The organism is Methylobacterium sp. HJ2, assembly GCF_056431005.1.
Genome location: NZ_JBWJYM010000007.1, coordinates 74,626 through 98,740 on the forward strand (window position 1 = coordinate 74,626; position 24,115 = coordinate 98,740).

The following is a 24,115-nucleotide window of genomic DNA, read 5'->3' on the forward strand; positions in this document are numbered from 1 at the left end:
TTGCGGCACGAGCAGCGGCAACCGTTGCTGTGCGTCCGCCCATCCCTTACCCGACCTCGCGAAAACTTCTCGGCCGGTTCGGTCCGGCCGCGAATGCAAAACCTGCGGCTGACGATCACGTCCGCCGCCTGAGCCGACACCTGCCCGGCCTGATCATGGGATCCGACGGCCGCCGCGGAGAACCGACGGCGAAGGCGCATCCGACTGTTTCAAGAGTCCGGCGCGCCCGCGGGGCGCATGTGCGACCGACGGGACCGGGAAGGGGTCCCTATCATTACAGATCGTCGCAGGGATTTGGCAAGGGTGCCGACCCGTCATGGCCGACACGCGCGTCCGAAACCCTGCATTCGCCGCCTGAATCCTCTTCAGGCGTCGCCCCACGCATCATCGTCTCCGCGCGCGGGGCTGCGCCGGAGGCGTGGCTGGAGGGAGACGCGGGACGCCGGGGAACCCGAAATCCGTGTGTCGCGCGTGAACCGATCCCCCGGCGCCCCGCGGGCCGGAGGGGCAGCCTGCCCGGTCCGGTCCGTCTTGGCGTCGCGGCTTCTTCTCTACCCGCCTGCATCGACCCCGATCTCGGACGGCCTGGTATCGCCGTTGTCCGGCGATCGTAGCCTCATCCTCGGCAGACTTGACGCGTCGTGCACCGGGCCCCGTATTGGACCCGGCATCGGTTCCTACGACCTGGGCTCCGCACTATCGGCCCCGCGCCCGTGTTGATCCGGGGCTTCCAGGCCGAGCGCGGCTCGGCGTCGCGCAGAGGCGCCCGGGGCGCCGGCTGACCGGCCGGCGACGCGGGAACCGCCGCGCTGTCCTCGCACCCGCCCCGGCGGTCATCCGGTCCAGGCTCCCGGCGCGCCGGCGCGGCGGATGGGAGACCCGCCGCGCCGACGGGACAGCGCGTGGACAGCCATGTACCCAGTTTGTTCCTATATGTCAAGAATAATGTCTTACGGCGAGACTGAGTGCGGAATAGGCTGGTCGATGGAGCCGGACTGGGCGACCCGGCACCGCGGGAGCGACGACCTGGTGCCCCTCACTCGAGACGAAGGCCGTGCCTCGCCCCTTGCCATTCGGCCCGGCGGATCCGCACATCGTCCGCGGCAATCCAGGCCTGCTCTGCTGACCACGGACTTGTCCTTCCCCCTCTGTGCGGGAGGGGCAGGCGCCGGCTTCCGTCGCAATCTCCGCCCCTCAGAGCGTGGGCGGGACGGTGCGAATCCGCGCCGCCTCCGGGCAGCCCCGGGCCGGCGCGGACGGTCTGGGCCATCCGCCGCTACGACAGGAGGATTGTCGCCGACGCCCCTCCGGATTCCTCAGCCCGCCTGGCGTGCCTTGCGCGTGGCGGCGGCCTTCTTGGCGGAGGCCGAACGCTCCGCCGCGCTGCGGCCGGCCGAGGCGGCGCCGCCCTTGTGGGCGGCCGGGTGCCCGGTCTTGCGGCCGCGGCCGGAGCCGCCGGGCTTCTTGCCGCCGCCATCGTCCTTGTTGACGGTGGCCCAGGCGCGGCGCTCGGCCTCCGTCTCGGACAGGCCGCGCTCCGCGTAGGACTCGGCGATGTGCTCCGCCTTGCGGATCTGCTTGTCGGTGTATTTCGACTTGTCGCCCTGGGCCATGATCGCCTCCGAAGGCCCCGCCCTCAACTGACGCCGGTGGGTCCGTCGAGGACCGCGCGCACGCGCCGGATCAGGTCGGTGCGCCGGTAGGGCTTGTTCAGGAGATCGAACTCCGAACCGCCCACATCGGTTCGCTCCAGGCTCGCCTCGGCGTAGCCCGTGGTGAGCAGCACCTTCAGGTTCGGCTGCCGGCGACGGGCCTCCCGGGCGAGGGTGACGCCGTTCATGCCGCCCGGCATGATCAGGTCGGTGAACAGGAGATCGACGGACTCGCCGCCCTCCAGGATCTCGAGGGCCTCGCGGCCGTTGGCGGCCATCAGCGTGACGTAGCCGGAATCGCGCAGGATCGTGCGGGCGAGCTCGGCCACGTCCTCGCGGTCGTCGACGATCAGCACGGTCTCCGTGCCCTGCCGGTCGACGCTCCGGGGCGCGGCCTTGGGCAGCGTGCGGACATCGCTCTCGGTCGCCGGGAAGGAGAGGCGCACCGTGGTGCCGCGCCCCACCACCGATTCGATCTGCGCCGCGCCGCCGGATTGCTTGGCGAAGCCGTACACCATCGAGAGGCCGAGGCCGGTGCCCTTGCCCTCCTCCTTGGTGGTGAAGAACGGGTCCATCACCCGCGCCAGCACGTTGGCGGGGATGCCGGTGCCGTGGTCGGTGACCGAGACCGTGACGTAGCGCCCTGGCCTCAGGCTGCCGAGCCCGTCATCGGGGCTGACGGTGCGGTTCTCGGTGGCGATCCGCACGATCCCGCCGCTCGCCATCGCGTCGCGGGCGTTGATCAGGACGTTGAGGAGCGCGACCTCGGCCTGCGTCGGGTCGACCCGGCAGTTCCAGAGATCGGGGGCGAGCGCGAGTTCGATCTGCAGGCCCTCTCCGAGGGCGCGGGTCGCCATCTCGTTCATGCCGCGGATCATGTCGTTGAGGTTCACCGCCCGGCCGTCGAGGCGCTGTTTCCGGGCGAAGGCCAGGAGCTGCTGCGTCAGCGTGGTGGCGCGCTCGGCCGCCTGCCGGATGTTCTCGGTCGCCCGGCCCAGCCGCGCCCGGTCGGCGTTGGGGTCGGCGAGCCCCATTCCCAGGATGTCGACGTAGCCGACGATGACCTGGAGCAGGTTGTTAAAATCGTGTGCGATGCCGCCGGTGAGCTGGCCGAGCGCCTCCATCTTCTGGGCCTGGCCCAGCGCCTCCTCGGCGTCGCGGCGGCGGGACACGTCGAGCTGCGAGCCGAAGTAATAGACCAGCTCGCCGGCCTGGTTGTAGACCGGCGAGACGAACAGCGCATTCCAGAAGGTCGAGCCGTTCTTGCGGTAGTTGAGGATCTCGGTGGCGAACTCGCGCCGCCCGGCAATGGCCTCGCGGATCTGCGACACCGTCTCGGGATCGGTCTCGGGGCCTTGCAGGAAGCGGCAATTGCGCCCGACGAGCTCGGCCGGCGTGTAGCCGGTCATGCCCAGGAAGGCGCGGTTGGCGAAGATGATCGGATTGTCGGGCTGACGCGGATCGGTCACCAGCATCGGCATCCGGGTCGTCTCGACGGCGGCGAAGAAGATGTCGCTGCTGGGATCCTGGACGTCGCTCGCCGCGCCCGTGCCGACGCGGGTCGTCCCGGCGACGGCAGGTGTCTCTGGCGTATCGACCATCGTCTGAATACTCGGTTCTGAGTCTGGCGACCGGATACCGGGCCCCAGATCGAGGTCGGATATCACGGATCGCGGCCGAAGATTCCGGCCGAGCCGTTAAGGTGTGTCGTTGCAGCGCGAAAACAATGCGGCGGCCGCGCCCCCGCCTCAGGCCGGGACCGGGCCGGTGAGCGCGCGGGCGGGGGCCGGCCGGGCGCGCCCCGCGGCCGGATCGATTCCCGGATCCGCCTGCGGATCGGGCGCCCGCGAGGCGCCCAGCACGGCGGCGAGGGCCTCGTTCAGCGAGGTGACCAGGTAATCGGCCGAGGTGGCGCGCCGCAGCCGCTCCAAGCTCGCCGGGTCGCGCTCGCGCCAGAATCCCACGAGGATGCGCACGCCCGGCACCGCGGCGCGGGCTTGGCGCACGGTGAAGCGGATCTGCGACAGGCTGACCGGCTCGAGATACGAGAAGCAGATCAGGGCGATCTCCTCCTGGCGCTCCGGGCGCTCGCCCGCGCGGATCGCGCTCATCGCCATGACCTGCGTGGGCAGGCCGTGGCGCCCGAGCGTCTGGCTCAGCATCAGGGTCGCGGCCTCGTCGAAGGGACCGCGGCTCGAGACGCAGAGCACCGGCGTCCGGCCGCGCCAGCGCGGGGCGAGGTCGTCGCGGCCGAGCACCACGCCGGCCACCTGCCGGTCCGGCCCCGCCGCCGCCACCGCCGCGGCGGCCTCCCGGCTCGCCAGCCGCGCGAGGCCGCGCCGGGTCCTGTGCCGGACGGGCGCGGTACCGAGCCGGTCGACCACGGTGCGGATCGCCGCCCCGACCGCGTCCTGGCGCCCGCGGTCGAGGGTGCCGCGGGACAGATCCTCCTGCGCGAGCAGAAGGCCGGCCAGCACCACCTCGTCGTAGTAGGTGACGAGGGCGCGCTCCTTCAGGAACTGCCGGCCCTGGTCGATGGCCTCCGCCGGGTCGCCCGCCAGCATGCGCTGGTAGAAGATCTCGGAGGGCGCAAGGGCGGGCTGGTCGCCCAGCAGCACGTCGAGATACCAGAGCCGCTCGACGTGGCGGCCGAGCACCACGAGGCAGACGGTCAGGGGCGTCGCCAGCACGAGGCCGATGGGGCCCCACAGGAAGGTCCAGATCGTCGCCGCGAGGATCACGGCGATCGGCGAGAGGCCGGTGGAATGCCCGTAGAGCAGCGGCTCGATCACGTGGCCGCAGATCGGCTCGACCACGACGAAGAGCAGCGCGGTCGAGATCACCATGGTCCAGCCCGGATCGACCGCGGCGGCGAGCACCAGGGGCAGCACCGCCGAGACCACCGCGCCGATATAGGGCACGAAGCGCAGGATCGCGGCCAGCACGCCGAACAGGGTCGGGCTCGGCACCCCGATCAGCCAGAGGCCGATGCCGATCACGAGGCCGAAGGCGACGTTGAGGGCGAGCTGCGCCAGGAAGAACCGGCTCAGCCGCACCACCGCGTCGTCGATCGCCGCCGTGGTGCGGCGCAGGTCGCCCGAGCCCGCGAGCCGGATCGCCCGGTTCCGGAGGTCCTCGCGCTGGAGCAGGATGAAGATCGTGAAGATCAGGATCAGGCCGGTGGTGGCGAGCGGGTGCAGGATCGGCCCCGCGAAGGTCTGCAGCGTCTCGAGGAATCCCGCCTTGGCGGCCTTGATCTCGACGATGAGCGGGTGCGTCGGGGAGCCGGGATCGCCCTTCACCTCGACCTCGGGCGGAGGGCTGAGGGCAGCGCCGAGATCCTGCACCAGGTCGGCGATGCGCGAGAGGGTGCCGCTGCCCGCGGTGGCCCCGCGCAGGGCCTCGATCTTGTCGCGCATGGTGAGCGAGTAGCGCGGCAGGTCGGCGGCGAGCTGGGCGCCCTCCTTGGCGATCAGCGTGCCGATCCCGAGCAGGGCCCCGAAAGTGACGATCACCACGAGGAGCACCGCGGGCACCCGGGGCACGCCGATCCGGCGCAGCGCCCGCACCGCGGGCACCAGGACGAAGCTCAGCAGGATCGCCAGCGTCACCGGCATCAGGATGTCGCGCCCGAGGAAGAGCGCGGCCATGGCCGCCAGCACGAGGAGCACCGAGGCCAGGGCCACGAAGACGGGCAGGCCCTGCTTGAGGCGGCGCGCGGTGACGGGATCGTCGCTCATGGTCCTCCGCGGCCCGGCGGGCCGTCCCAGGCCCCCAGGCCGGTTACGCAACGCGGCCCGGCGTCTCCGGCCGGGCGAACTTCGTCCCGGCCTCAGCCGGCCGAGGCCGTCTCCCCGAGGGCGGCGCTGATCTGGCTGAGCAGCTTCGAGAAATCGACGGGCTTCGGGTGGTAATCGTCGCAGCCCGCCTGGATCGCCTTGTCGCGGTCGCCCGACATGGCGTGCGCGGTGAGCGCGATGATCGGGATCGCCCGGGTGTCGGCGCCGGATTTGAGGGCGCGGGCCGCCGACCAGCCGTCGAGCACGGGCAGGTTCATGTCGAGCAGGATCACGTCGGGACGCCCCGAGCGGGCCTGCTGCACGCCGGCCTCCCCGTCATGGGCGAGGATCACCTCGTAGCCGCGGCGCTTGAGCCGGCGGGAGAGGAAGTCCCAGATCTCCTCGTGGTCCTCGACCAGCAGAATCTTCGGCATCGACGTGAGACATCCCTGGCGCGTTCCGCCGCGCGTCGGACGATCAACGCGCGGCGCTCTGCAATGGACCAAAAGCCGGGCCGCATAAACGGCCCGGCGGGCGGCGCGGGCCGGTCAGCCCTCGTCCTCCAGATGGAAATGCACGCTCTCGATGTTGGCGCGCTCGAACGCCTGCATCACGTGCTGGTAGGAGCGCTCCATCTCGGTCGGCGCATCGCCCGGCGTGTCCTCGGGCTTCAGGACGAACATCAGCATGGAGCGCCCGGTCACGTCGTAGCCGTCGCCGGCCCGGAAATGCTCGATCGCCTGGCTGTCGGGCAGGTTGGTGTCGAGGAGCCGCGTCCAGGCATCGCCTCCCACCGTCTCCGGCAGGGTGAAGCCCACGAGGTCGTGATAGGCGTTGTAGAGGATGAGGATGGTGGCGTCGCCGCCGCGGCGATGCACGCCGGTGGCCTGGGCGCGCCCGTCGAGGAGAACGGCGATCGCCTTGGCGCCGCCCTCGCCCCAATTGTCCGAGCTCATCTCGCCGCCGTCCGGGCGCAGCCAGGTGACGTCCTTGACGCCGAGCTCCTCGTCGAAGCGCCCGGTCAGGAAGCGGCCGCGATTGAGGATCGGCAGGGCGTTGCGCAGGATGATCAGGCGCTGCGTGAACTCGGCGAGGTCCCGCTCCTCCTCGCCGATGGCGTTCCAGTCGAGCCAGGAGATCTCGTTGTCCTGGCAATAGGCGTTGTTGTTGCCGTTCTGCGTCCGGGCGAACTCGTCGCCGGCCAGCAGCATCGGCGTGCCGCGGGAGAGGAAGAGCGTCGCCAGCATGTTGCGCATCTGGCGCAGGCGCACGGCGCGGATGTTGGGGTCCTCGGTCGGCCCCTCGACGCCGTAATTGTACGAGAGGTTGTGCGAGTGTCCGTCGCGGTTGTTCTCGCCGTTCGCCTCGTTGTGCTTGTCGTTGTAGGCCACCGTGTCGTGCAGGGTGAAGCCGTCATGCGCCGTGAGGAAGTTCACGGAGGCCCAGGGCTTGCGCCCGCGCTTGTTGAACTTGTCGGCCGAGCCGGTGATGCGCGAGGCGAGGTCCGGCAGCATGCCGTCGTCGCCCTTCCAGTAGCCGCGCACGTCGTCGCGGAAGCGGTCGTTCCACTCGGCCCAGCCCGGGGGGAAGCCGCCGACCTGATAGCCGCCCGGCCCGCAATCCCACGGCTCGGCGATGAGCTTGACGGAATTCAGCACCGGGTCCTGGCGGCAGGTATCGAGGAAGCCGCCGCCCTCGTCGAAGCCGTAGGGCTCGCGGCCGAGGATCGTGGCGAGGTCGAAGCGGAAGCCGTCCACCCGCATCTCGGTCGCCCAGTAGCGCAGCGAATCCGTGACGAGCTGCAGCACGCGCGGGTGCGAGAGGTTGAAGGTGTTCCCGGTGCCGGTGTCGTTGATGTAGTAGCGCGCCTCGCCCGGCAGCAGGCGGTAGTAGGAGGCGTTGTCGATGCCCTTGAAGGAGAGCGTCGGGCCCTTCTCGTTGCCCTCGGCGGTGTGGTTGTAGACCACGTCGAGGATGACCTCGAGGCCGGCGCCGTGGAAGCGCGAGACCATCTCCTTGAACTCGGAGAAGGCGAAGTCCGGCACCGCGGCGTAGCGGCGCGCGGGCGTGAAGAAGGAAATCGTGTTGTAGCCCCAGTAATTCACCAGGCCCTTCTCCTGCAGGTAGTCGTCCTGCACGAAGGAGTGGACCGGCAGCAGCTCGACCGAGGTGACGCCGAGGCTCTTGATGTAGTCGAGCACGTCCGGCGTGCCGAGGCCCGCATAGGTGCCGCGCAGCTTCTCCGGCACCTTGGGATGGAGCTTGGTCAGGCCCTTCACGTGGGCCTCGTAGAAGATGGTCTTCTCCCAGGGCACGTTCGGCTTCTGGTGCCGTCCCCAGGTGAAGGCCGGGTCGATCACCCGCGAGCGCCGGGTATAGGGCGCGCTGTCGCGGTCGTCGAAGGTGAGATCGTCGCCCGTCTCCATCTTGTAGCCGAACAGAGCCGGGTTCCAGTCGATGGAGCCGACGAGGCCCTTGGCGTAGGGGTCGATCAGGAGCTTGTTCGGATTGAAGCGGTGGCCGGCGGTCGGCTCGTAGGGGCCGTGCACGCGGTAGCCGTAGATGGTGCCGGGCCGGGCGTCGGGTAGGTACCCGTGCCAGACCTCGTCCGTGTACTCGGGCAGGTCGATCCGCTCGATCTCCTTCTCGCCCGCATCGTCGAACAGGCAGAGCTCGACCTTGGTGGCATGGGCCGAGAACAGGGCGAAGTTCACGCCGAGCCCGTCCCAGGTGGCGCCGCGCGGATACGGCAGGCCTTCCTGGATGCGGGGCCGGGCCACGCGGGGCTGGACGGCGGATCGGGACTTGTCGGCCATGCTCACTCCGGGAGATCGGGCACGGCTCTCACGACCGGGCAGCCTGCGGCCGCCCGCTGGGCGCCCGATCCTGAATCTGAACGTGCCGATTGCGGCGAAGCTCCCGGGCGGAAAACATTTTTTGCAGTGCGGTAAAATCCTGTGGACACCTCGGCGGCGCGGCGGGCCGGTCCCGGCGGCGCGCCGTCCGAGGCGGCCTCCGGCCCCGGGAGAGGATCCGCGCAGCGATCGGCCGCAGGTCGTCCCGCGCCACTGACGTGCCCGGCAGAAGGGCTCGCGGAGGTGCGGGCCGGGACCGGGGACGGGCGCGCGTCGGTCGTCCGGCGGACGTGCGGGCCGGTCGGACCTGTCAGGCCGCGCGCGCCGGGGGCATCGAGACGGCGGGGAGCGTGTCCATCACCCGGGTCGCCGGCAGCGTCACGATCACCTCCGTGCCCTCCCGGGGGCGCGACTTCAGGGTGAAGTTTCCGCCGTGCAGATCGACGAGGCCCTTCACGATGGGCAGGCCCAGGCCCGAGCCCTGCTCGGCGGTCTTGATCGCCATCGAGCCGCGCCCGAACGACGACATCACCGTGTCGATCTCGTCCTCGGGAATGCCGGGCCCGCTGTCCTTCACGGCCACGTACTGGCCGCCGGAGCTCGTCCAGCCGACCTTGATGGTGATCTCGCCGTTCGGCGGCGTGAACTTCACGGCGTTCGACAGCAGGTTCAGGACGATCTGGCGCAGGGCCCGCTCGTCGGCCCAGATCCGCGGCAGGGAATCGTCGACGTAGTCGCGGAAGATCTGGTTCTTCCCCCGCGCCCGCAAGCCCATCATGTGGCGGCACTCCTCGACGATGTGGGCGAGCTGCACCGCCTCCTCGTTCAGCTCGTAGCGGCCCGCCTCGATGCGGGAGAGGTCGAGGATCTCGTTGATGAGGTTGAGAAGGTGCATCCCGCTGTCGTGGATGTCGTTCGAGTACTCGCGGTAGCTCGGGGCCGCGTGCGCGCCGAAGACCTCGTTCTTCATCACCTCGGAGAAGCCCAGGATGGCGTTGAGGGGCGTGCGCAGCTCGTGGCTCATGGTGGCGAGGAAGCGGGACTTGGCGAGGTTGGCCTCCTCGGCCCGGCGGCGCGCCTCGTCGGAATTGGCCTTGGCCTGCTCGAGCTCGCCGAAGACCGCGTCCTTCTCGGCCCGGGATTCGAGGGCGCCCACCGTCGAGGTATAGAGCCGGCGCGCGAGGCCGAGGAAGAAGATCTGCGAGCCGCAGGCCATCGCCACCAGCACGAGGGCATCGGTGTCCCGCGAGAAGGCCAGAAGCGCCAGCGCGGCCGCCATCAGGGGCGCCAGCGCGGCCACGGCGGCGGCCGGCACGGTGGCGGCGATCATGGTGGCCACCGCCGAGGCGATGACGAGACCGAACAGCGCGAAGGTCCAGGCCCCGGCGGTGCCGATCCAGATCATGCCCGCCCAGATCGCGCTCTGCGCCGCCTCGCCGACGACGAAGCGGCGGCGCCAGCGCGCCAGAACGATCGAATCCGGGTCGGACCGGAGGAATCGCCGGCTCATCTGCGAGTTCAGGGTGATCATCACGAACACCCCGAGCGCCCACAGGCTCGGCACGACGGGGACCGCCCAGAAGCTCGCGGCGGCGGCCAGGGTCACGGCGAAGAGGCCGAGCGGGATGCCGGCGCCGGCCCGGTACTGCGCGTAGAGTCGCAGCAGCTCGTAGTCGAAGGCGCGCTCCAGGCCGGTGTTCGAGGTGAGCCGCTCGCGCGCCGAGCGCATCTCGCGCGCGACGCCGCGCCGCCGCGCGACCTCCTCGGTCGAGGGGCCGCGCCCGCGCTGCACCATCTCGACGGTCAGGTCGGACATCGAACTCGCAAACGCCACGCTGGAGAGCCCGGCCGACGGACGGCGGCCGGGCCGACTGCGCCAGAATGGAGCGGATGTGTTAAGAACGGGCTGCCGCCGAGGCTCGAATTGCGCGCATCTCCCCGGCCGGCGCCTCGGGCGGGCCGCGCGGGATCCGTGTGCTGCCGCACAGTTCGGAGCCCGCGCCCGCGCTAGGGCCGGACGGTTCGGGCAGATGGAGCGACCGGCATGTTCAAGCTCACCGTCAACGGACAGACCCACGAGGTCGATGCCGACCCGGAGATGCCGCTGCTCTGGGTCCTGCGCGACCGCCTCGACAAGACCGGAACCAAGTACGGCTGCGGGATCGCGCAATGCGGCGCCTGCACCGTCCATCTCGACGGCCAGCCCGCGCGCGCCTGCCAGACCCGGATCGGCGATGTCGGCGAGGCCAAGATCACCACGATCGAGGGCGTCTCGGGGCGCGTGGCCGAGGCGGTGCAGGGCGCGTGGCGCAAGCTCGACGTGGTCCAGTGCGGCTATTGCCAGTCCGGCCAGATCATGTCGGCGATCGGCCTGCTCTCCAGCAACGCCAAGCCCAGCGACGCCGACATCGACGGTGCCATGGACGGCAATGTCTGCCGCTGCGGGACCTACCAGCGGATCCGCGCGGCGATCCACGAAGCCGCCCGCACCCTCGCCTGATCCCGTCCTGACCGGAGCACCGCCATGCTGAAGATCCGTCAGCCGACGACCGCATCCAAGACCCCGCCGCAGGCCACCCGCCGCGGCTTCCTCGCCGGCACGACCGCGGCCGCCGGCGCCCTCGTGGTGGGCTTCCGCCTCGACCTCTCGCCCGCGCGCGCCGCGGGTCCCGGCCTCGCCGACGTCACCGCGCAGCCGAACGCCTTCGTGCGGATCGGCGCCGACGACACCGTGACGGTGATCGTCAAGCACCTCGACATGGGCCAGGGCAACACCACCGGCCTCGCCACCATCCTGGCCGACGAGCTCGACGCCGACTGGTCGCGGGTGCGCACCGCCTTCGCGCCGGCCGATGCCGCCCTCTACAACAACCTGCTGATGGGACCGGTGCAGGGCACCGGCGGCTCCACCGCCATCGCCAATTCCTGGTTCCAGCTGCGCAAGGCGGGCGCCGCCGCCCGCGAGATGCTGGTGGCCGCCGCCGCCTACGACTGGAAGCTGCCGGCCTCCGAGATCACGACCGAGGCCGGCGTGGTCCGCCACGCCGGCTCGGGGCGCGAGGCCCGCTACGGCGACCTCGCGGCCTCCGCCGCGGCGATGCCGGTGCCGCAGGAGCCGCGTCTGAAGGACCCGAGCCAGTGGCGGCTCATCGGCCAGCGCGTGCCGCGCCTCGATTCCATCGCCAAGACCGACGGCAGCGCCGTCTATTCCCTCGACATCCGCCGCCCCGGCCAGGTCACGGCCGTGGTCGCCCACCCGCCCCGCTTCGGCGCCACGGTGAAGCGGGTCGACGACGCGGCGGCCCGAAAGGTCGCGGGCGTGCTCGACGTGGTGACGATTCCCACCGGCGTCGCCGTGATCGCCCGCGACACCTGGGCGGCGATGAAGGGCCGCGAGGCCCTGGCGGTGACCTGGGACGACAGCACGGCCGAGTCGCGATCCTCCGACGCGATCCTCGCCGCGTATCGCGAGCAGGCCAAGCGGCCGGGCCTCGTCGCCTCGGAGCGCGGGGATCCGGCGGGCGGCATCGCGGGCGCCGCGCAGGTGCTCGAGGCCGAATTCACCTTCCCCTACCTCGCGCACGCGGCGATGGAGCCCCTCAACGCCACGATCGAGCGGGCGCCGGACGGCAGCTACGACGTCTATGCCGGCTGCCAGCTCCAGACCGTCGAGCAGGCGGTCATCGCCGCGGTGCTCGGCGTCACGAACGACCGGGTCCGCCTGCACACGCAATGGGCCGGCGGCTCGTTCGGGCGCCGCGCCACCCCCTCGGCCGATTACCTCGCCGAGGCGGCCACCATCGTGAAGGCCACAGGCGCCAAGGCCCCGGTCCACCTCGTCTGGACCCGCGAGGACGACATGGCGGGCGGGTTCTATCGCCCCACCGTCTACCACAAAGTCCGGGCCGGCCTCGACGCCAAGGGTTCGGTCACCGGCTGGCAGCACGTGATGGTCGGCAAGTCGATCATGATCGGCTCGCCCTTCGAGGCGATGATCGTCAAGAACGGCATCGACGGCACCACCGTCGAGGGCGCCTCCGACACGCCCTACGCGCTGCCGGCCTACCGCTTCGAGGTCCATAACGGCCGCGAGGGCGTGCCGGTGCTGTGGTGGCGCTCGGTCGGCCATACCCACACGGCGCAGGTGATGGAGGTGTTCATCGACGAGCTGGCCCACGCGGCCAAGGTCGATCCAGTGGCCTACCGGCTCTCGCTGCTCGCCGGGGCGCCGCGCCTCTCCGGGGTGCTCAAGCTCGCGGCCGAGAAGGCCAAGTGGGGCGAGGCGACCGCGAAGGGCCGCGGCCTCGGCGTCGCCGCGCACGAATCGTTCGGCTCCTACGTGGCGATGGTGGCCGACGTGACGGTGGAGCCGGGCCGCGCGGCCGAGCCGGGCCGCGTGAAGGTGAACCGGATCGTCGCGGCGGTCGATGTCGGCGTCGCCGTCAACCCGGATGTCATCCGGGCCCAGGTCGAGGGCGCGGTGGGCTTCGCGCTGTCCTCGGTCCTGCGCAACCGGATCACCCTCAAGGACGGCGTGGTGCAGGAGAAGAACTTCGACACCTACGAGCCGACCCGGATGAGCGAGATGCCGGTGGTCGAGGTCCACATCATGCCGAGCGAGGCCGCGCCGACCGGCATCGGCGAGCCCGGCGTGCCGGTGATCGGGCCGTCGATCGCCAACGCGGTCTTCGCGGCCTCCGGCCAGCGCCTGCGCTCGCTGCCCCTCGACCTGGCCGGCCTGAAGGGCGTGTGACGCTGCGCACATCGGGCCGTCGCCGCGGGGGCTAACCCTGGTCCGAGCCTCCCAAGGCTTCGAGACCCCAAAACTTCGACGGCGCGGCTCAACACCGCGCCGTTTTTTCGTGACCTGGCCGTCGCGCCGGTCCGGGCCCATCTCTCCGCGCGATGCAACAGGCCGCCCCGGACGCCTTCGAGACCACCGCCGCGCGGCTGCGCGCCTGCCGGGTCTGCCGCGACGCGCCGCTCCGCGGACCGCCCCTGCCGCAGGAGCCGCGGCCGATCGTGCAGGGCTCCGGGACCGCCCGTCTCTGCATCGCCAGCCAGGCGCCCGGCACCCGGGCCAACCGCACCGGCATGCCGTTCACCGACCCGTCCGGCGTGCGGCTGCGGGCGTGGCTCGGCCTCGACGAGGCGGCCTTCTACGACGCGGCGCGGGTCGCCATCCTGCCGATGGGCGCCTGCTTCCCGGGCCTCGACGCCAAGGGCGGCGACCGGCCTCCGCGCCGGGAATGCGCGCCGCTGTGGCGAGCCGAACTGCTCGCCGGCCTGCCCGATCTGGAGCTGATCCTCGTCATCGGCCAATACGCGCAGGCCTGGCACCTCGGGACCCTCCCCGGCGGCCTGACCGCCACCGTGCGGGACTGGCGGGCGATCCTGGCCGCGCCGCGCCGGCCCCGCGTGCTGCCGCTGCCCCACCCCTCCTGGCGCAACAACGGCTGGCTCCGGCGCGAGCCCTGGTTCGAGGCGGAGCTGCTGCCCGTCCTGCGGGCGGAGGTCGCGCGGATGATGGAGCCGCGACCGGGGAACGCGCCGCCCGCATTGACAGGGGCCGTCCCAGGCATGATCCCTCGGGCCCGACCGGAGCCCGCATGAGCCAGATCCCCGACCCGCGCGACCGCCTGATCGTCGCCCTCGACCTGCCCGAGGTGGCGGCGGCCCGTGCCCTGGTGGAGCGGATCGGCGACGCGGCGACCTTCTACAAGATCGGCTACCAGCTCGGCTACGCGGGCGGCCTCGCATTCGCGCGCGAGCTGGCGGAGCGGGGCCTCAAGGTGTTCCTCGATCTGAAGCTGCACGACATCGGCAACACCGTCGAGGCGGGCGTACGCGCGGTCTCGGGCCTCGGCGCGACCTTCCTCACCGTCCACGCCTATCCGCAGACCATGCGGGCCGCCGTGCAGGGCCGCGGCCCGGGCCTGAAGATCCTCGCGGTCACGGTCCTGACCTCCTACGACGAGGCGGACGCGCGGGAGGCGGGCTACGCCCTGCCGGTGCCCGAGCTTGTGGCCCGCCGCGCCGAGCAGGCGCGCGACATCGGCATCGACGGCATCGTCTGCAGCGCGGTCGAGGCGGAGCGGGTGCGGACGGTGATCGGCCCGGAGGGCTTGATCGTCACGCCGGGGATCCGGCCGGCGGGTTCGGACGTCACCGATCAGAAGCGGGTGATGACGCCTGCGGCGGCGCGCCGCGCCGGGATCGATCACGTCGTGGTCGGGCGTCCGATCACGGGCGCCGCCGATCCGCGGGCGGCGGCGCTGGATATCGTCACGGAACTGGGATCGGTGTGATGGCGAAGGGTTACTGGATCGTCCGGGTCGATGTGCTCGATCCCGAGGCCTATAAGGCCTACGCCGCCGCCAACGGCCCGGCGCTCGCCAAGTACGGCGCCCGCTTCCTCGTGCGCGGCGGCGCCTTCGAGGCGGTGGCCGGCACGGCGCGGGCCCGCAACGTCGTGCTCGAATTCCCGAGCTACGAGGTCGCCCTCGCCTGCTGGAACTCCGACCTCTACCAGGAGGCGCGGGCCAAGCAGAAGGGCGCCGTCGAATCCGAGATCATCGTGATCGAGGGCTACGAGGACGCGCAGCCCACCGTCTCCGAGCCCTCGCCGCCCGCGAACCATCCCGCCTCGGAATAGGGGCGGTCGCCTCCGGGTCCGGCGCCGCTCAGAGGCGCTCCTCGACGAAGCGCTCGGCCTCCGGATCCCGGCCCTCGCGCCCGGCGGCCTCCTGCAGCATCGGCACCGCCGCCTCGGCGTCGGCGGTGACGAGGTAGTTCAGATCGAGCCCGTCCCGGATGAAGCCGTGGTCGCGCATGTGGGCGAACAGCGTCAGCAGGGGCGTCCAGAACTCGGCCACGGAGACGAGCAGGATCGGCTTGCGGTGCCGGCCAAGCTGGGCCCAGGTGAGCTGCTCCACCAGTTCCTCGAGCGTGCCGATGCCGCCCGGCAGCGCCACGAAGGCGTCCGAGCGCTCGAACATCAGGCGCTTTCGGGTGTGCATGTCGCCCACCACGATCGTCTCCTGGATGTCCTCGATCATGTGCTCGCGCGACTTCAGGAAATCCGGGATGATGCCGGTGACGTGGCCGCCGCCCGCCAGCACCGCGCGGGCGACCGTGCCCATCAGCCCGACATCGCCGCCACCGTAGACGAGGCCGATCCCCGCGCGGGCGAGCGCCGTCCCGAGCGTCTCCGCCGCGGTCCGGAAGGCCGGATCGCCGCCGAAGCCCGAGCCGCAATAGACACAGACCGTCTTCACCGGAGCCATCCGGCTTCCTCCATCATGGGTTCCGAGGCAGCCGCAGGATCGCCGGAAGGCCTGGATGCGGGGCCAAACTGCTGAATTCGCGCGCGATTCCCGCATGTCGGCGGCGGGGCGGCTTGGTGTCTCGCCCATGTAAGGTAATATGGGCCCCGCCGTCGACGGTTTTCGCGCCCGGGGCATCCGGACGCATCGGATCGGGAGCGGGACGCGAACGGACGCACCGGGAGGGTCAGGGTCGTCATGCCGACCGGGTTGGGACGCAGCCTCGCGCTCGCCTTCGGCGGGCTCGCCGCGGGCCTCGCACTGGTCTTCGCCATCTTCGGCGGGGATCTGCGCACGCGCTGGAGCGGGAGCGGCGTGCCGGCCGCGCAGGCGCCGGGCGCCCCGTCGCGACCGGGCGGCTCCGAGGCGGACCGGTCGGCCGCCGCACCGGGGCCCGTCGCGGCCCTGCCGCTCGCGGGTGCGCCGGAGAGCGGGCGGGCCGGGCTCCCCGCCCCGGGGGCGGGCGATGCGGCCAAGCCCGCGTCAGGCTCCAACGCCGATCCCGCACCCCCTTCGACGACCACCCCGATGGCCAAGCCCGACGGGGCGTCCGGGGGCCGTAGCGGCGACAGGGCCGGCGCCGGGCCGAGCTTCGACGTCGTCCGCGTCGAGCCGAACGGAGAATCCGTCATCGCCGGGCGCGCTGCGCCGAACGCCACCGTGGAGATGCTCCTCGACGGCAGGCCGGTGGCGCGGGCGCAGGCCGACGCGAACGGGCAGTTCGCGCTGGTGCCCCCGGCCCTACCGGCCGGCAACAGCGAGATCGGGCTGCGCCAGACGGCGGCGGACGGGCGCGAGACCCGCTCGCGCCAGAGCGTCGCGGTGGCGATCGCGCCGGGCCGCAAGCCGCTGGTGGCGCTCTCCGCGCCGGATGCGCCGACGGTGGTGCTCTCGCGGCCGGACGCGGGGCCGGCCGGCAGCCCCGCGCGGCCGCAGACGGGCATCGTCGCGCAGGCCCCCGGCCCGATGCAGGACGACAAGACCGACAAGGCCGCGAGCGGCACGCCGGCCGCCGGGCAGGCCAGAACGCCCGACAAGGCGCACGGAACGGCCCGCGTCGTGAGCGTCGATGCCGAGGGCGGCCGCCTGTTCATCGGCGGCGAGGCCACGCCCGGCGCGGCCGTGCGGCTCTACCTGAACGATACGCTGATCGCGCCCGGGCGGGCCGGCGCCGACGGGCGCGTGAGCTTCACCATCGGCCGCGGCGTCAGGCCCGGCGGCTACCGGGTGCGGATCGACCAGGTCGATCCCGACACCGGCAAGGTCGTGGCCCGGGCCGAGGTGCCCTTCAACGTGCCGGAGGCGACGACGCGCGTGGCCCGTGCGGTGACACCGGGCATGCCGCCCGGCGGCGCGAGCCCGGCCGGTCGCGGCGTGCGGGAAGCGGCAATGCCCTCTCCCGGGCTTCCGGCGGCGGAGACCAAAGGTCCAGAGACCAGGGGTGTCGAGGCGAAGGCCGGCGACCGGACGCCTGTCGACGGGCGGGGGGCCGAGACCAGGGCCGGCGAGGCTAGGCCGTCCAACCCCAAGCCGTCCAACCTCATGCCGTCGGAGGGCAAGCCCGGCGAGGCCAAGCCCGCGGACGCCAGGTCTACTGTAGCCAGGTCTGCTGAGGCCAGGTCCGCTGAGGCCAAGGCGCCGGACGCAACGCCGTCCGAGGCCAAGCCCGCGGACGGGCGGTCGGCCGCTGCGCGGACCGGGGGGGCGCCGCCGGCGACCGGCAAGGGTCCGAACGATCAACCGGCCTCCACCGCGCCGACCGAGCCGAGCCCTCGGGCTTCTTCTGGGCCGGGGGTTGCGCTCGCCGCCCGCCCGGACGCGACGGCCGGATCGCCTCCGCCCCAGCCGCCGGCCGCGCCGGGACGCGCGGCGCAAGCCCCCGCATCGGGTTCCGCGCTCCCGGGTGCCAGCCCGGCGGCCCCGACGCCCGAGAGCGTCTTCGTCGCCGAGATCAACACGGCCAAGATCACCCGCGGCGACAGCCTCTGGCAGATCAGCCGCCGGGCCTACGGCAAGGGCGACCGCTACACCGTGATCTACGACGCCAACCAAGAGCAGATCCGCGATCCGGACCTGATCTATCCGGGGCAGATCTTCGTTCTGCCAGAGGACAGCGGCGCGAAGGGTCCGCGCAAGCGCGGCTAGAGCCCGTCCCGACGACGGAATGGCCGGTTCGTCGAAAGACTGCGCCTTACCGCAAGGACCTCGAGACGCCGACTTGATGCAACCAAGTCGGCGTCCCGAGAGCAGCGGCCCGACAGGCAGCCGCCGGCTTTCGGACGAGCGGATGCATGACCGGGACGGGCGCGGGGAGCGTCGGAGCCTCCGCGCTCAGGTCCGCGAGATGCACCGCGCGACCTGTCCCGGCGGATCACGATGAGACCGGCGCAGCGCGGCCCGGCCGAGCGAGCGCGGGGTCCGGTGCATCCGCCGGACCGCCTGGGCCCGAACTCATGGGACCAAGGGTCAATGGTCGTGGGTGCAGCCGGGGCCGTGCACGTGGGGGGCCGGCCGGTGGCCGTGGTCGTGATCGTCGGCCTGGCTGTGTCCGTGCGCGTGGTCATGCGCGTGATCGTGGCCATGCGCATGGTCGTGCGCGTGGTCATGCGCGTGCGCATGGTCGTGATGCTGGTGGTCGTGCGCGTGCGCATGGTCGTGATGCTGGTGGTCGTGCGCGTTCGGCTCGTGATGCGCGTGGTGGTCGTGGGCATGATCGTGCCCGCAGGTGCTGTGGTCGTGGGCCTCGCGCTCCGGGCGGAAGGCGCGGCGGATCGCGGCGGCCGTGCAGCCCTGGCCTCGGACCAGTTCGGCGGTGGCGGGCGTGTCCGGCACGTAGAGCACGTCCGCGGCGATCTCGGCGGGCACGTGGCTGCCGCCGAGCTGCCAGGCGAGGCGCATCAGGCGCGCCGGATTCTCGGCCCGCACCTCGAGCAGCGCCTCGGGCGCGGCCCGCACCGCGACGAGGCGGCCGTCCTCCAGCCGCAGGGCGTCGCCGTCCTCCAGCACGGCCGCGCGCGCTAGCGCGATGTCGAGGGCGAGGCCGCCCTCCGCGTGCAGGTGGCCGCCGGCCGCGCGCCGCGCCGCGTGGTCGAGCACGACGGTGTCGACGACCGCGTCCGGGCGGACCGCGGCCTTGCGAACGAGGGTTGTGGCTCTCTGCATGGTGTCCTCGCTGATGTCGGCCCGCCCCGGCGGATCTGCCGCGGCAGGGCCTACCGCGTCTTGGCCTGCCGCGTCCTGGCCTCGCGGCGATCGATAGACCGGCCCCCGGCAAAAGTCTCTTCGGCCCGGCCTCCCGCGCCCATCCATGTCGTGGCCCGGTGACGATTCCGAAAGACCGTCGCGTCGCCGCGCAGGTCCGAACGGAACCTTGGCCGTGTGGCGCGCATTCCACGCCAATAACGGTTAAGCTCGGCCCGCACCATCGCCACGGCACAAAGCCGGACGCACAAGGGAGTCCCTCACCATGAAGAAGCTCGCTGCCGCCCTTCTCGCCGGGGGCCTCGCCCTCTCCGTCGGCGCCTGCAACACCCCGCAGGACCGCGCGCTCGGCGGCGCCGGCCTCGGCGCCCTCGCGGGTGCGGCCATCGGCGGCGCGGCGACCGGCCGGGCCGGCGGCGCGCTGGCCGGTGCGGCCATCGGCGGCGCCAGCGGCGCCATCGTGGGCGCCTCGACCGCCCCGCGCTGCCCCTACGGCACCTACCGCGACGCCTACGGCGACGTGTACTGCCGCTGAGCCGAACCGGCCTCGAACCCGCGTCGGACGGGCCGGAGCCCAGCGCTCCGGCCCGTTCGCGTTCCGTCGGCCCTTCCGCGTTCGGGCGCGAGCCTGTATCCCTCCCGCCTCCCGTCCTGCCGAAGCCGCTCTCCGTGCCCGATTCCCGTATTCCGCCGGACGACCGCCGCGCCACCTCCGGCGTCTGGGGCAAGCTCGGCGGCGTCGGCCTCGGCATGGCAATGGGCGGGCCGCTCGGCGCGCTGCTCGGCGGCGTCGCCGGCCATTACCTGATCGACCGGGAGGGCGCGCCGTTCGGGCACACGCCCCGCGACGTGGTGTTCACCACCGGCCTCGTGGCGCTCGCCGCCAAGATGGCGAAATCGGACGGCGTGGTCACGGACGCAGAGGTCGAGGCCTTCGGCAAGGTCGTGCGGGTCGGCGATCACGAGCGCCCGGGGGTGGTGCGGCTGTTCGACCTCGCCAAGACCACGACCAGCGGCTACGAGGCCTATGCCCGCCAGCTCGCCCACACCTTCGGGGACGAGCCCGCCCTGCTGGAGGACGTCCTCGACGGCCTGTTCCACATCGCCACCGCGGACGGGGCGATCCACGAGGCGGAGGAGCGCTACCTGCGGGCCGTGGCCGGGATCTTCGGCCTCGACGACCCGGCCTTCCGCCGCATCGCCGCCCGGCACGTCCGCCTCGCCGACGACCCCTACCTTGTCCTCGGCCTCGAGTACGGCGCCGACGCCGACACCGTGAAGGCGCGCTACCGGGCGCTCGTCGCCGAGAACCATCCCGACCGGGCGATCGCGCGCGGCCTGCCGCCGGACGCCGTGGCCATCGCCACCCGCAGGCTTGCGGCGATCAACGCGGCCTACGACCGGATCCTGGCGGGAGAGGCCGCGCGATGACGCCCGACAGCCCGCTCGCCCAGCGCATCCTGCCCTCGCCGAATCACGGCGAGCGCCGCGGCAAGCGGCCGGACCTGCTGATCCTGCACTACACCGGCATGGAGAGCGCCGCCGCGGCGATCGGCCGGCTGAGCGACCCGATCGCGGAGGTCTCGGCCCATTACCTCGTCTTCGAGGACGGGCGCATCACCCAGATGGTGCCCGAGGGCCGCCGCGCCTGGCACGCGGGCGCCGGGTTCTGGAAGGGCGAGCGCGACGTGAATTCCCGCTCGCTCGGCATCGAGATCGTGCATCCGGGCCATGCGGGCGGGCTGCCGCCCTATCCGGAGGCGCAGATCGCGGCCGTCACCGCCCTGTCGCGCGACATCGTCGCGCGCTGGGGCATCCCGGCCGCGCGGGTGCTCGGGCATTCCGACATCGCGCCCGCGCGCAAGGAGGACCCGGGCGAGGTCTTCCCCTGGGCCCGGCTCGCGGCCGAGGGCGTCGGGCACTGGGTCGCGCCCACGCCGATCCGCGACGGGCGCTTCTTCGCGCAGGGCGATGCCGGGCAGCCGGTCGAGGCGCTGCAGGCGATGCTGGCCCTCTACGGCTACGACCAGCCGGTGACGGGCCTGTTCGACGCGCCGATGCGGGCAGTGGTCACGGCCTTCCAGCGCCACTTCCGGCCGGCCCGCGTCGACGGCGTCGCCGATGCCTCGACCATCACCACGCTGCGCGACCTGATCGCCGCCCTGCCGGGCTGAGGGCGGGCGCTTCCGCGAGACAGCGCCCGGACGACCGCCGCCGCCGGCTCGCTTTCTCAAGGCTGTCATGGGCGCGTGGTCTAAGCGCCGTGCCGAGCATGACGGGACCGTGACGACCATGACCGAGGATACCAGCGCCGCCCACGCCGCCGCCGTGGCAGCGATCCGCCGGGAACTCGCCGACAGCTACGACGAGGAGCTGGAGCTCGAGCTGGAGGAGGAGCGCCTCGCGCAGCTGTTCCCGCAGGCGGAGGGCGCGGCGCCCGGCATGGACCGGCGGCGCTACTTCTCCAAGCTGCTGCGGCTCCAGCACGAACTCGTCCGGCTGCAGGACTGGGTCCAGCACCGGGGCCTGCGCGTCGTGGTGCTGTTCGAAGGCCGCGACTCGGCCGGCAAGGGCGGCGTGATCAAGCGGATCACCCAGCGCCTCAATCCGCGGGTCTGCCGCGTCGCCGCGCTGCCGGCACCGAACGAGCGCGAGCGCACGCAATGGTACTTCCAGCGCTACGTCGCCCATCTTCCGGCGGCGGGCGAGATGGTCCTGTTCGACCGCTCTTGGTACAACCGCGCCGGCGTCGAGCGGGTGATGGGCTTCTGCACCGAGGACGACGTCGAGGAGTTCTTCCGCTCCGTGCCCGAGTTCGAGCGGATGCTGGTGCGGTCCGGCATCCTGCTGCTGAAATACTGGTTCTCGATCACCGACGAGGAGCAGGAATTCCGCTTCCATATGCGGATCCACGATCCGCTCAAGCAGTGGAAGCTCTCGCCGATGGACGTGGAATCGCGCCGGCGCTGGGAGGCCTACACCAAGTCCAAGGAGGACATGCTGGCGCGCAGCCACATCCCCGAGGCGCCCTGGTGGGTGGTGGAGGCGGTGGACAAGAAGCGGGCCCGGCTCAACTGCATCGCCCACCTGCTGCGGCAGATCCCCTACGAGACCGTCGCGCACCCGCCCGTGCACCTGCCGGAGCGCGTGCGGCACGCCGATTACGCCCGCGCGCCGATCCCGCCGGAGATGTACGTCCCGGCCGAGTACTGACGCCGAACGGGGTGCGCCTCGCGGGCCTTTGAACGCTGCACGGGCTCGCGGATTCAGAGCCGCCCGTCCATCCGCTGGGGCACGAGGGTGAAGCGCCCGTCCTTCGCCCAGGTCAGGCCGAGCAGGATCACGTTGTCGGCGACGGGCGGCGGCGCGGGCATGGGCAGCGATACGGGCAGGAGCACGGGCCGGGCGGCGATGCGCTCCGCGATGATCCGGCGGATGCGCGGGCGGAACCCGCGGCGCGCCAGCCAGTCCGGAATCTTGATGTCATCGCAGCGCATCGGCCCGCCTCAGACTCGATCCGTAATTCGATGCGCCCATCAGGCACGCAGCGCAGCGCGGCGCATCCCCAAAACGGAGTATGCTCCGGGCTGCGAACGGGACGAGGCGGCCCCGATCGTCGGTGCGGTGCGGAGGCGCCGGGCAAGCGGCGGGTTCGCTGCCGGGCGAGAGCCTGCGCCGCCCGCTACTGCACGGTGCCCGGGGCCTCCGGAAAGTACTGGCCGGCCCAGGTCTCCGAGAGGGTCCGGTCGCCGTCCCTGAGGAACAGGCGCATCTCGATCGGATCGGCGCCCTCGGCATAGACCTTCAGGAAAACCCGCCAGGGGCTGGCCTTGCCGTAGGGCGCCCAGGTCGCCCCGACTTCCTCGGCGCTCCCGCGGGAGAGGGTCAGGGAGACGGCGGCCTTCTCCGGGTCTCGGCCCGCGAGCACCGCGCCCTCGAACTCGAGCACGAACTGGCGCACGAGGATGGCGCGACCCGGGCGCCGGTCCGCCTCGGGCAGCCACGCGGCCTTGCCGGCCCGGGTGGCGACGCAGCGGGCGAGATCGGTCGCCACGGGCTCGGCGACCGGCCAGAGCAGGCGGTAGGCGAATCGGCGCTCGGCACCCGCTTCGGGCCTGTCCGCCGGCACCCACATCGCCACGATGTTGTCGTCGGTCTCCTGATGGGTCGGGATCTCGACGAGTTGCACGCTGCCCGCGCCCCACGCGCCGACCGGCTCGACCCAGAGGTTCGGCCGGTTCTCCTCGTACCCGTCGTCGAGGTAATTCGCGAAGGTGCGGTCGCGCTGAAGCAGCCCGAATCCCTTCGGCGACACATCCGCGAAGGCGCTGACGCTCACGCGCGGCGGGTTGTTCAGGGGCCGCCACAGCGCCTCGCCGGTCCCGGTACGGATCAGCAGCCCGTCGGAATCGTGCACCTCCGGGCGCCAGTCGCTGGCGAGGAACCGGCTCGGGCCCTCGGAGAACCAGTGCATCGAGGTCAGCGGCGCGAGTCCCAGCCGATCGACGGCCTTGCGGAAGAACAGCGTGCAGGCGACCTCGATCAGCGTGTGCGGCTCCTTCCGGGCCACGAACCGGTAGGCGCCGGTCACGCTCTCGCCCTCCAGAAGCGCCAGCACCGTCACGGCGCCGCCGACGGAGGGTGAGACGTAGAAGCGGGTGAAGCGCGGGAATTCCTCCCGCCCGGGCGGAACCGGCGCGGTGTCGATGGCGATGCCCCGCGCCGAGGCGCCGTACTGCCGGCCGTCCCCGGCGGCCCGGAAATACGAGGCTCCGAGGAAGGCGAGCCAATCGCCGTCGCCGCCGGGCTGCCCAGCCGGGGCGTTCTGGAACCGGACGCCCGCGAAGCCCGCGCCGTCGGGCAGGCCGGCAGCCGGGCTGCCGGGCGGATGGACGAAGAGGTCGCGCGCGTAGAGTACCTCGCGGGCTTGACCCTCCTCCAGGGCGTAGACGCGAACCGGCGCGCGGAAGAAGTTGCCGAGGTGGAAGAACGTCACCGGGGCGGGGCTGTCGCGGAACAGCGCGTTAGCGGGCGGGTAGCGGATCTCCTGCAGCGGGCCGTAGGTCAGGGCGTCGAGCGCGGCCGCCGCGCCGGGCGGTTCGGCCGGCGGCCGGTAGGGCGCGTCGCGCGCCGACCGCGCCATCGCCTCGAGGCGGTCGAGATCCATCGGCTCCGGCGGCGCGAGCCGCGGCGATCGCGGCTCGGCCACGGCCGGCCGCGCGAGGTTCGAGAGGGCGAGCACGCCGATCGCCGTCAGGGCACGTCTTGTGATCACGCGGGACTCCGCAGCACCGGGGCTTCCT

Annotated in this window: 20 protein-coding genes; 10 read left to right on the top strand and 10 right to left on the bottom strand. The window is 72.3% G+C overall.

Annotated features, from left to right (window positions below):
- Positions 1–1,316 precede the first annotated feature (1,316 nt).
- The 6 genes from ACS5RC_RS17490 to ACS5RC_RS17515 all read right to left on the bottom strand — a co-directional run bounded on the left by ACS5RC_RS17490 (position 1,317) and on the right by ACS5RC_RS17515 (position 10,102).
- Positions 1,317–1,613: a plasmid stabilization protein gene (locus ACS5RC_RS17490; RefSeq protein WP_478345173.1), complete on the bottom strand. Its 297-nt coding sequence runs from the start codon at positions 1,611–1,613 to the stop codon at positions 1,317–1,319.
- 23 nt (positions 1,614–1,636) lie between these two features.
- The gene (locus tag ACS5RC_RS17495; RefSeq protein WP_478345174.1) at positions 1,637–3,253 is read right to left on the bottom strand and encodes a hybrid sensor histidine kinase/response regulator; all 1,617 of its coding nucleotides are present in this window, start codon (positions 3,251–3,253) and stop codon (positions 1,637–1,639) included.
- 147 nt (positions 3,254–3,400) lie between these two features.
- Positions 3,401–5,392, bottom strand: a complete 1,992-nt coding sequence (locus tag ACS5RC_RS17500) for an AI-2E family transporter (protein WP_478345175.1) — start codon at positions 5,390–5,392, stop codon at positions 3,401–3,403.
- Between the two features lie 92 nt (positions 5,393–5,484).
- Positions 5,485–5,865: a response regulator gene (locus ACS5RC_RS17505; RefSeq protein WP_478345176.1), complete on the bottom strand. Its 381-nt coding sequence runs from the start codon at positions 5,863–5,865 to the stop codon at positions 5,485–5,487.
- Positions 5,866–5,979: 114 nt separating this feature from the next.
- Positions 5,980–8,247, bottom strand: coding sequence for a glycogen debranching protein GlgX (gene glgX, locus ACS5RC_RS17510; protein WP_478345177.1), 2,268 nt, complete (start codon positions 8,245–8,247; stop codon positions 5,980–5,982).
- Between the two features lie 349 nt (positions 8,248–8,596).
- A complete protein-coding gene (locus tag ACS5RC_RS17515) occupies positions 8,597–10,102 on the bottom strand; it encodes a sensor histidine kinase (protein WP_478345178.1) in 1,506 nt (501 codons plus the stop codon).
- A gap of 228 nt (positions 10,103–10,330) precedes the next feature.
- Here ACS5RC_RS17515 and ACS5RC_RS17520 point away from each other — a divergent pair, with 228 nt between their 5' ends.
- From ACS5RC_RS17520 to ACS5RC_RS17540, 5 genes are all read left to right on the top strand, one after another.
- Positions 10,331–10,786 carry a (2Fe-2S)-binding protein gene (locus ACS5RC_RS17520; RefSeq protein WP_478345179.1) on the top strand — a complete coding sequence of 152 codons (456 nt, stop codon included), beginning with the start codon at positions 10,331–10,333 and terminating at the stop codon, positions 10,784–10,786.
- A 24-nt stretch (positions 10,787–10,810) separates the two neighbouring features.
- Positions 10,811–13,039 carry a xanthine dehydrogenase family protein molybdopterin-binding subunit gene (locus ACS5RC_RS17525; protein WP_478345180.1) on the top strand — a complete coding sequence of 743 codons (2,229 nt, stop codon included), beginning with the start codon at positions 10,811–10,813 and terminating at the stop codon, positions 13,037–13,039.
- Between the two features lie 152 nt (positions 13,040–13,191).
- A complete protein-coding gene (locus tag ACS5RC_RS17530) occupies positions 13,192–13,899 on the top strand; it encodes a uracil-DNA glycosylase family protein (RefSeq protein ID WP_478345181.1) in 708 nt (235 codons plus the stop codon).
- Entirely contained in the window at positions 13,896–14,594 is a 699-nt protein-coding gene (gene pyrF / locus ACS5RC_RS17535) for an orotidine-5'-phosphate decarboxylase (RefSeq protein WP_478345182.1), read from the top strand. The genes ACS5RC_RS17530 and pyrF overlap by 4 nt, the downstream gene beginning before the upstream one ends.
- Complete coding sequence (locus tag ACS5RC_RS17540) at positions 14,594–14,941, top strand: DUF1330 domain-containing protein (protein ID WP_478345183.1); 348 nt, start codon at positions 14,594–14,596, stop codon at positions 14,939–14,941. Before pyrF ends, ACS5RC_RS17540 begins: the two co-directional genes overlap by 1 nt.
- A gap of 28 nt (positions 14,942–14,969) precedes the next feature.
- On the opposite strand, the gene ACS5RC_RS17545 is transcribed toward ACS5RC_RS17540, so the two are convergent.
- Entirely contained in the window at positions 14,970–15,572 is a 603-nt protein-coding gene (locus ACS5RC_RS17545; RefSeq protein ID WP_478345184.1) for an LOG family protein, read from the bottom strand.
- Between the two features lie 237 nt (positions 15,573–15,809).
- On the opposite strand from ACS5RC_RS17545, the gene ACS5RC_RS17550 reads away from it, so the two are divergent.
- Complete coding sequence (locus ACS5RC_RS17550; RefSeq protein WP_478345185.1) at positions 15,810–17,756, top strand: LysM peptidoglycan-binding domain-containing protein; 1,947 nt, start codon at positions 15,810–15,812, stop codon at positions 17,754–17,756.
- A 321-nt stretch (positions 17,757–18,077) separates the two neighbouring features.
- Here the strand turns inward: ACS5RC_RS17550 and ACS5RC_RS17555 are convergent, their stop codons facing one another.
- Positions 18,078–18,773: an urease accessory protein UreE gene (locus tag ACS5RC_RS17555; RefSeq protein WP_478345186.1), complete on the bottom strand. Its 696-nt coding sequence runs from the start codon at positions 18,771–18,773 to the stop codon at positions 18,078–18,080.
- A 304-nt stretch (positions 18,774–19,077) separates the two neighbouring features.
- On the opposite strand from ACS5RC_RS17555, the gene ACS5RC_RS17560 reads away from it, so the two are divergent.
- The 4 genes from ACS5RC_RS17560 to ppk2 all read left to right on the top strand — a co-directional run bounded on the left by ACS5RC_RS17560 (position 19,078) and on the right by ppk2 (position 22,025).
- A complete protein-coding gene (locus tag ACS5RC_RS17560; RefSeq protein ID WP_478345187.1) occupies positions 19,078–19,347 on the top strand; it encodes a hypothetical protein in 270 nt (89 codons plus the stop codon).
- Between the two features lie 215 nt (positions 19,348–19,562).
- Positions 19,563–20,243 carry a TerB family tellurite resistance protein gene (locus tag ACS5RC_RS17565; RefSeq protein WP_478345399.1) on the top strand — a complete coding sequence of 227 codons (681 nt, stop codon included), beginning with the start codon at positions 19,563–19,565 and terminating at the stop codon, positions 20,241–20,243.
- Positions 20,240–20,986, top strand: coding sequence for an N-acetylmuramoyl-L-alanine amidase (locus ACS5RC_RS17570; protein WP_478345188.1), 747 nt, complete (start codon positions 20,240–20,242; stop codon positions 20,984–20,986). The genes ACS5RC_RS17565 and ACS5RC_RS17570 overlap by 4 nt, the downstream gene beginning before the upstream one ends.
- Before the next feature lie 118 nt (positions 20,987–21,104).
- Positions 21,105–22,025, top strand: coding sequence for a polyphosphate kinase 2 (ppk2, locus tag ACS5RC_RS17575; protein ID WP_478345189.1), 921 nt, complete (start codon positions 21,105–21,107; stop codon positions 22,023–22,025).
- A 53-nt stretch (positions 22,026–22,078) separates the two neighbouring features.
- Here ppk2 and ACS5RC_RS17580 read toward each other — a convergent pair whose 3' ends face one another.
- Complete coding sequence (locus ACS5RC_RS17580) at positions 22,079–22,309, bottom strand: hypothetical protein (RefSeq protein ID WP_478345190.1); 231 nt, start codon at positions 22,307–22,309, stop codon at positions 22,079–22,081.
- Positions 22,310–22,494: 185 nt separating this feature from the next.
- Positions 22,495–24,087, bottom strand: a complete 1,593-nt coding sequence (locus ACS5RC_RS17585; protein WP_478345191.1) for an OpgD/OpgG family glucan biosynthesis protein — start codon at positions 24,085–24,087, stop codon at positions 22,495–22,497.
- Positions 24,088–24,115: the final 28 nt, after the last annotated feature.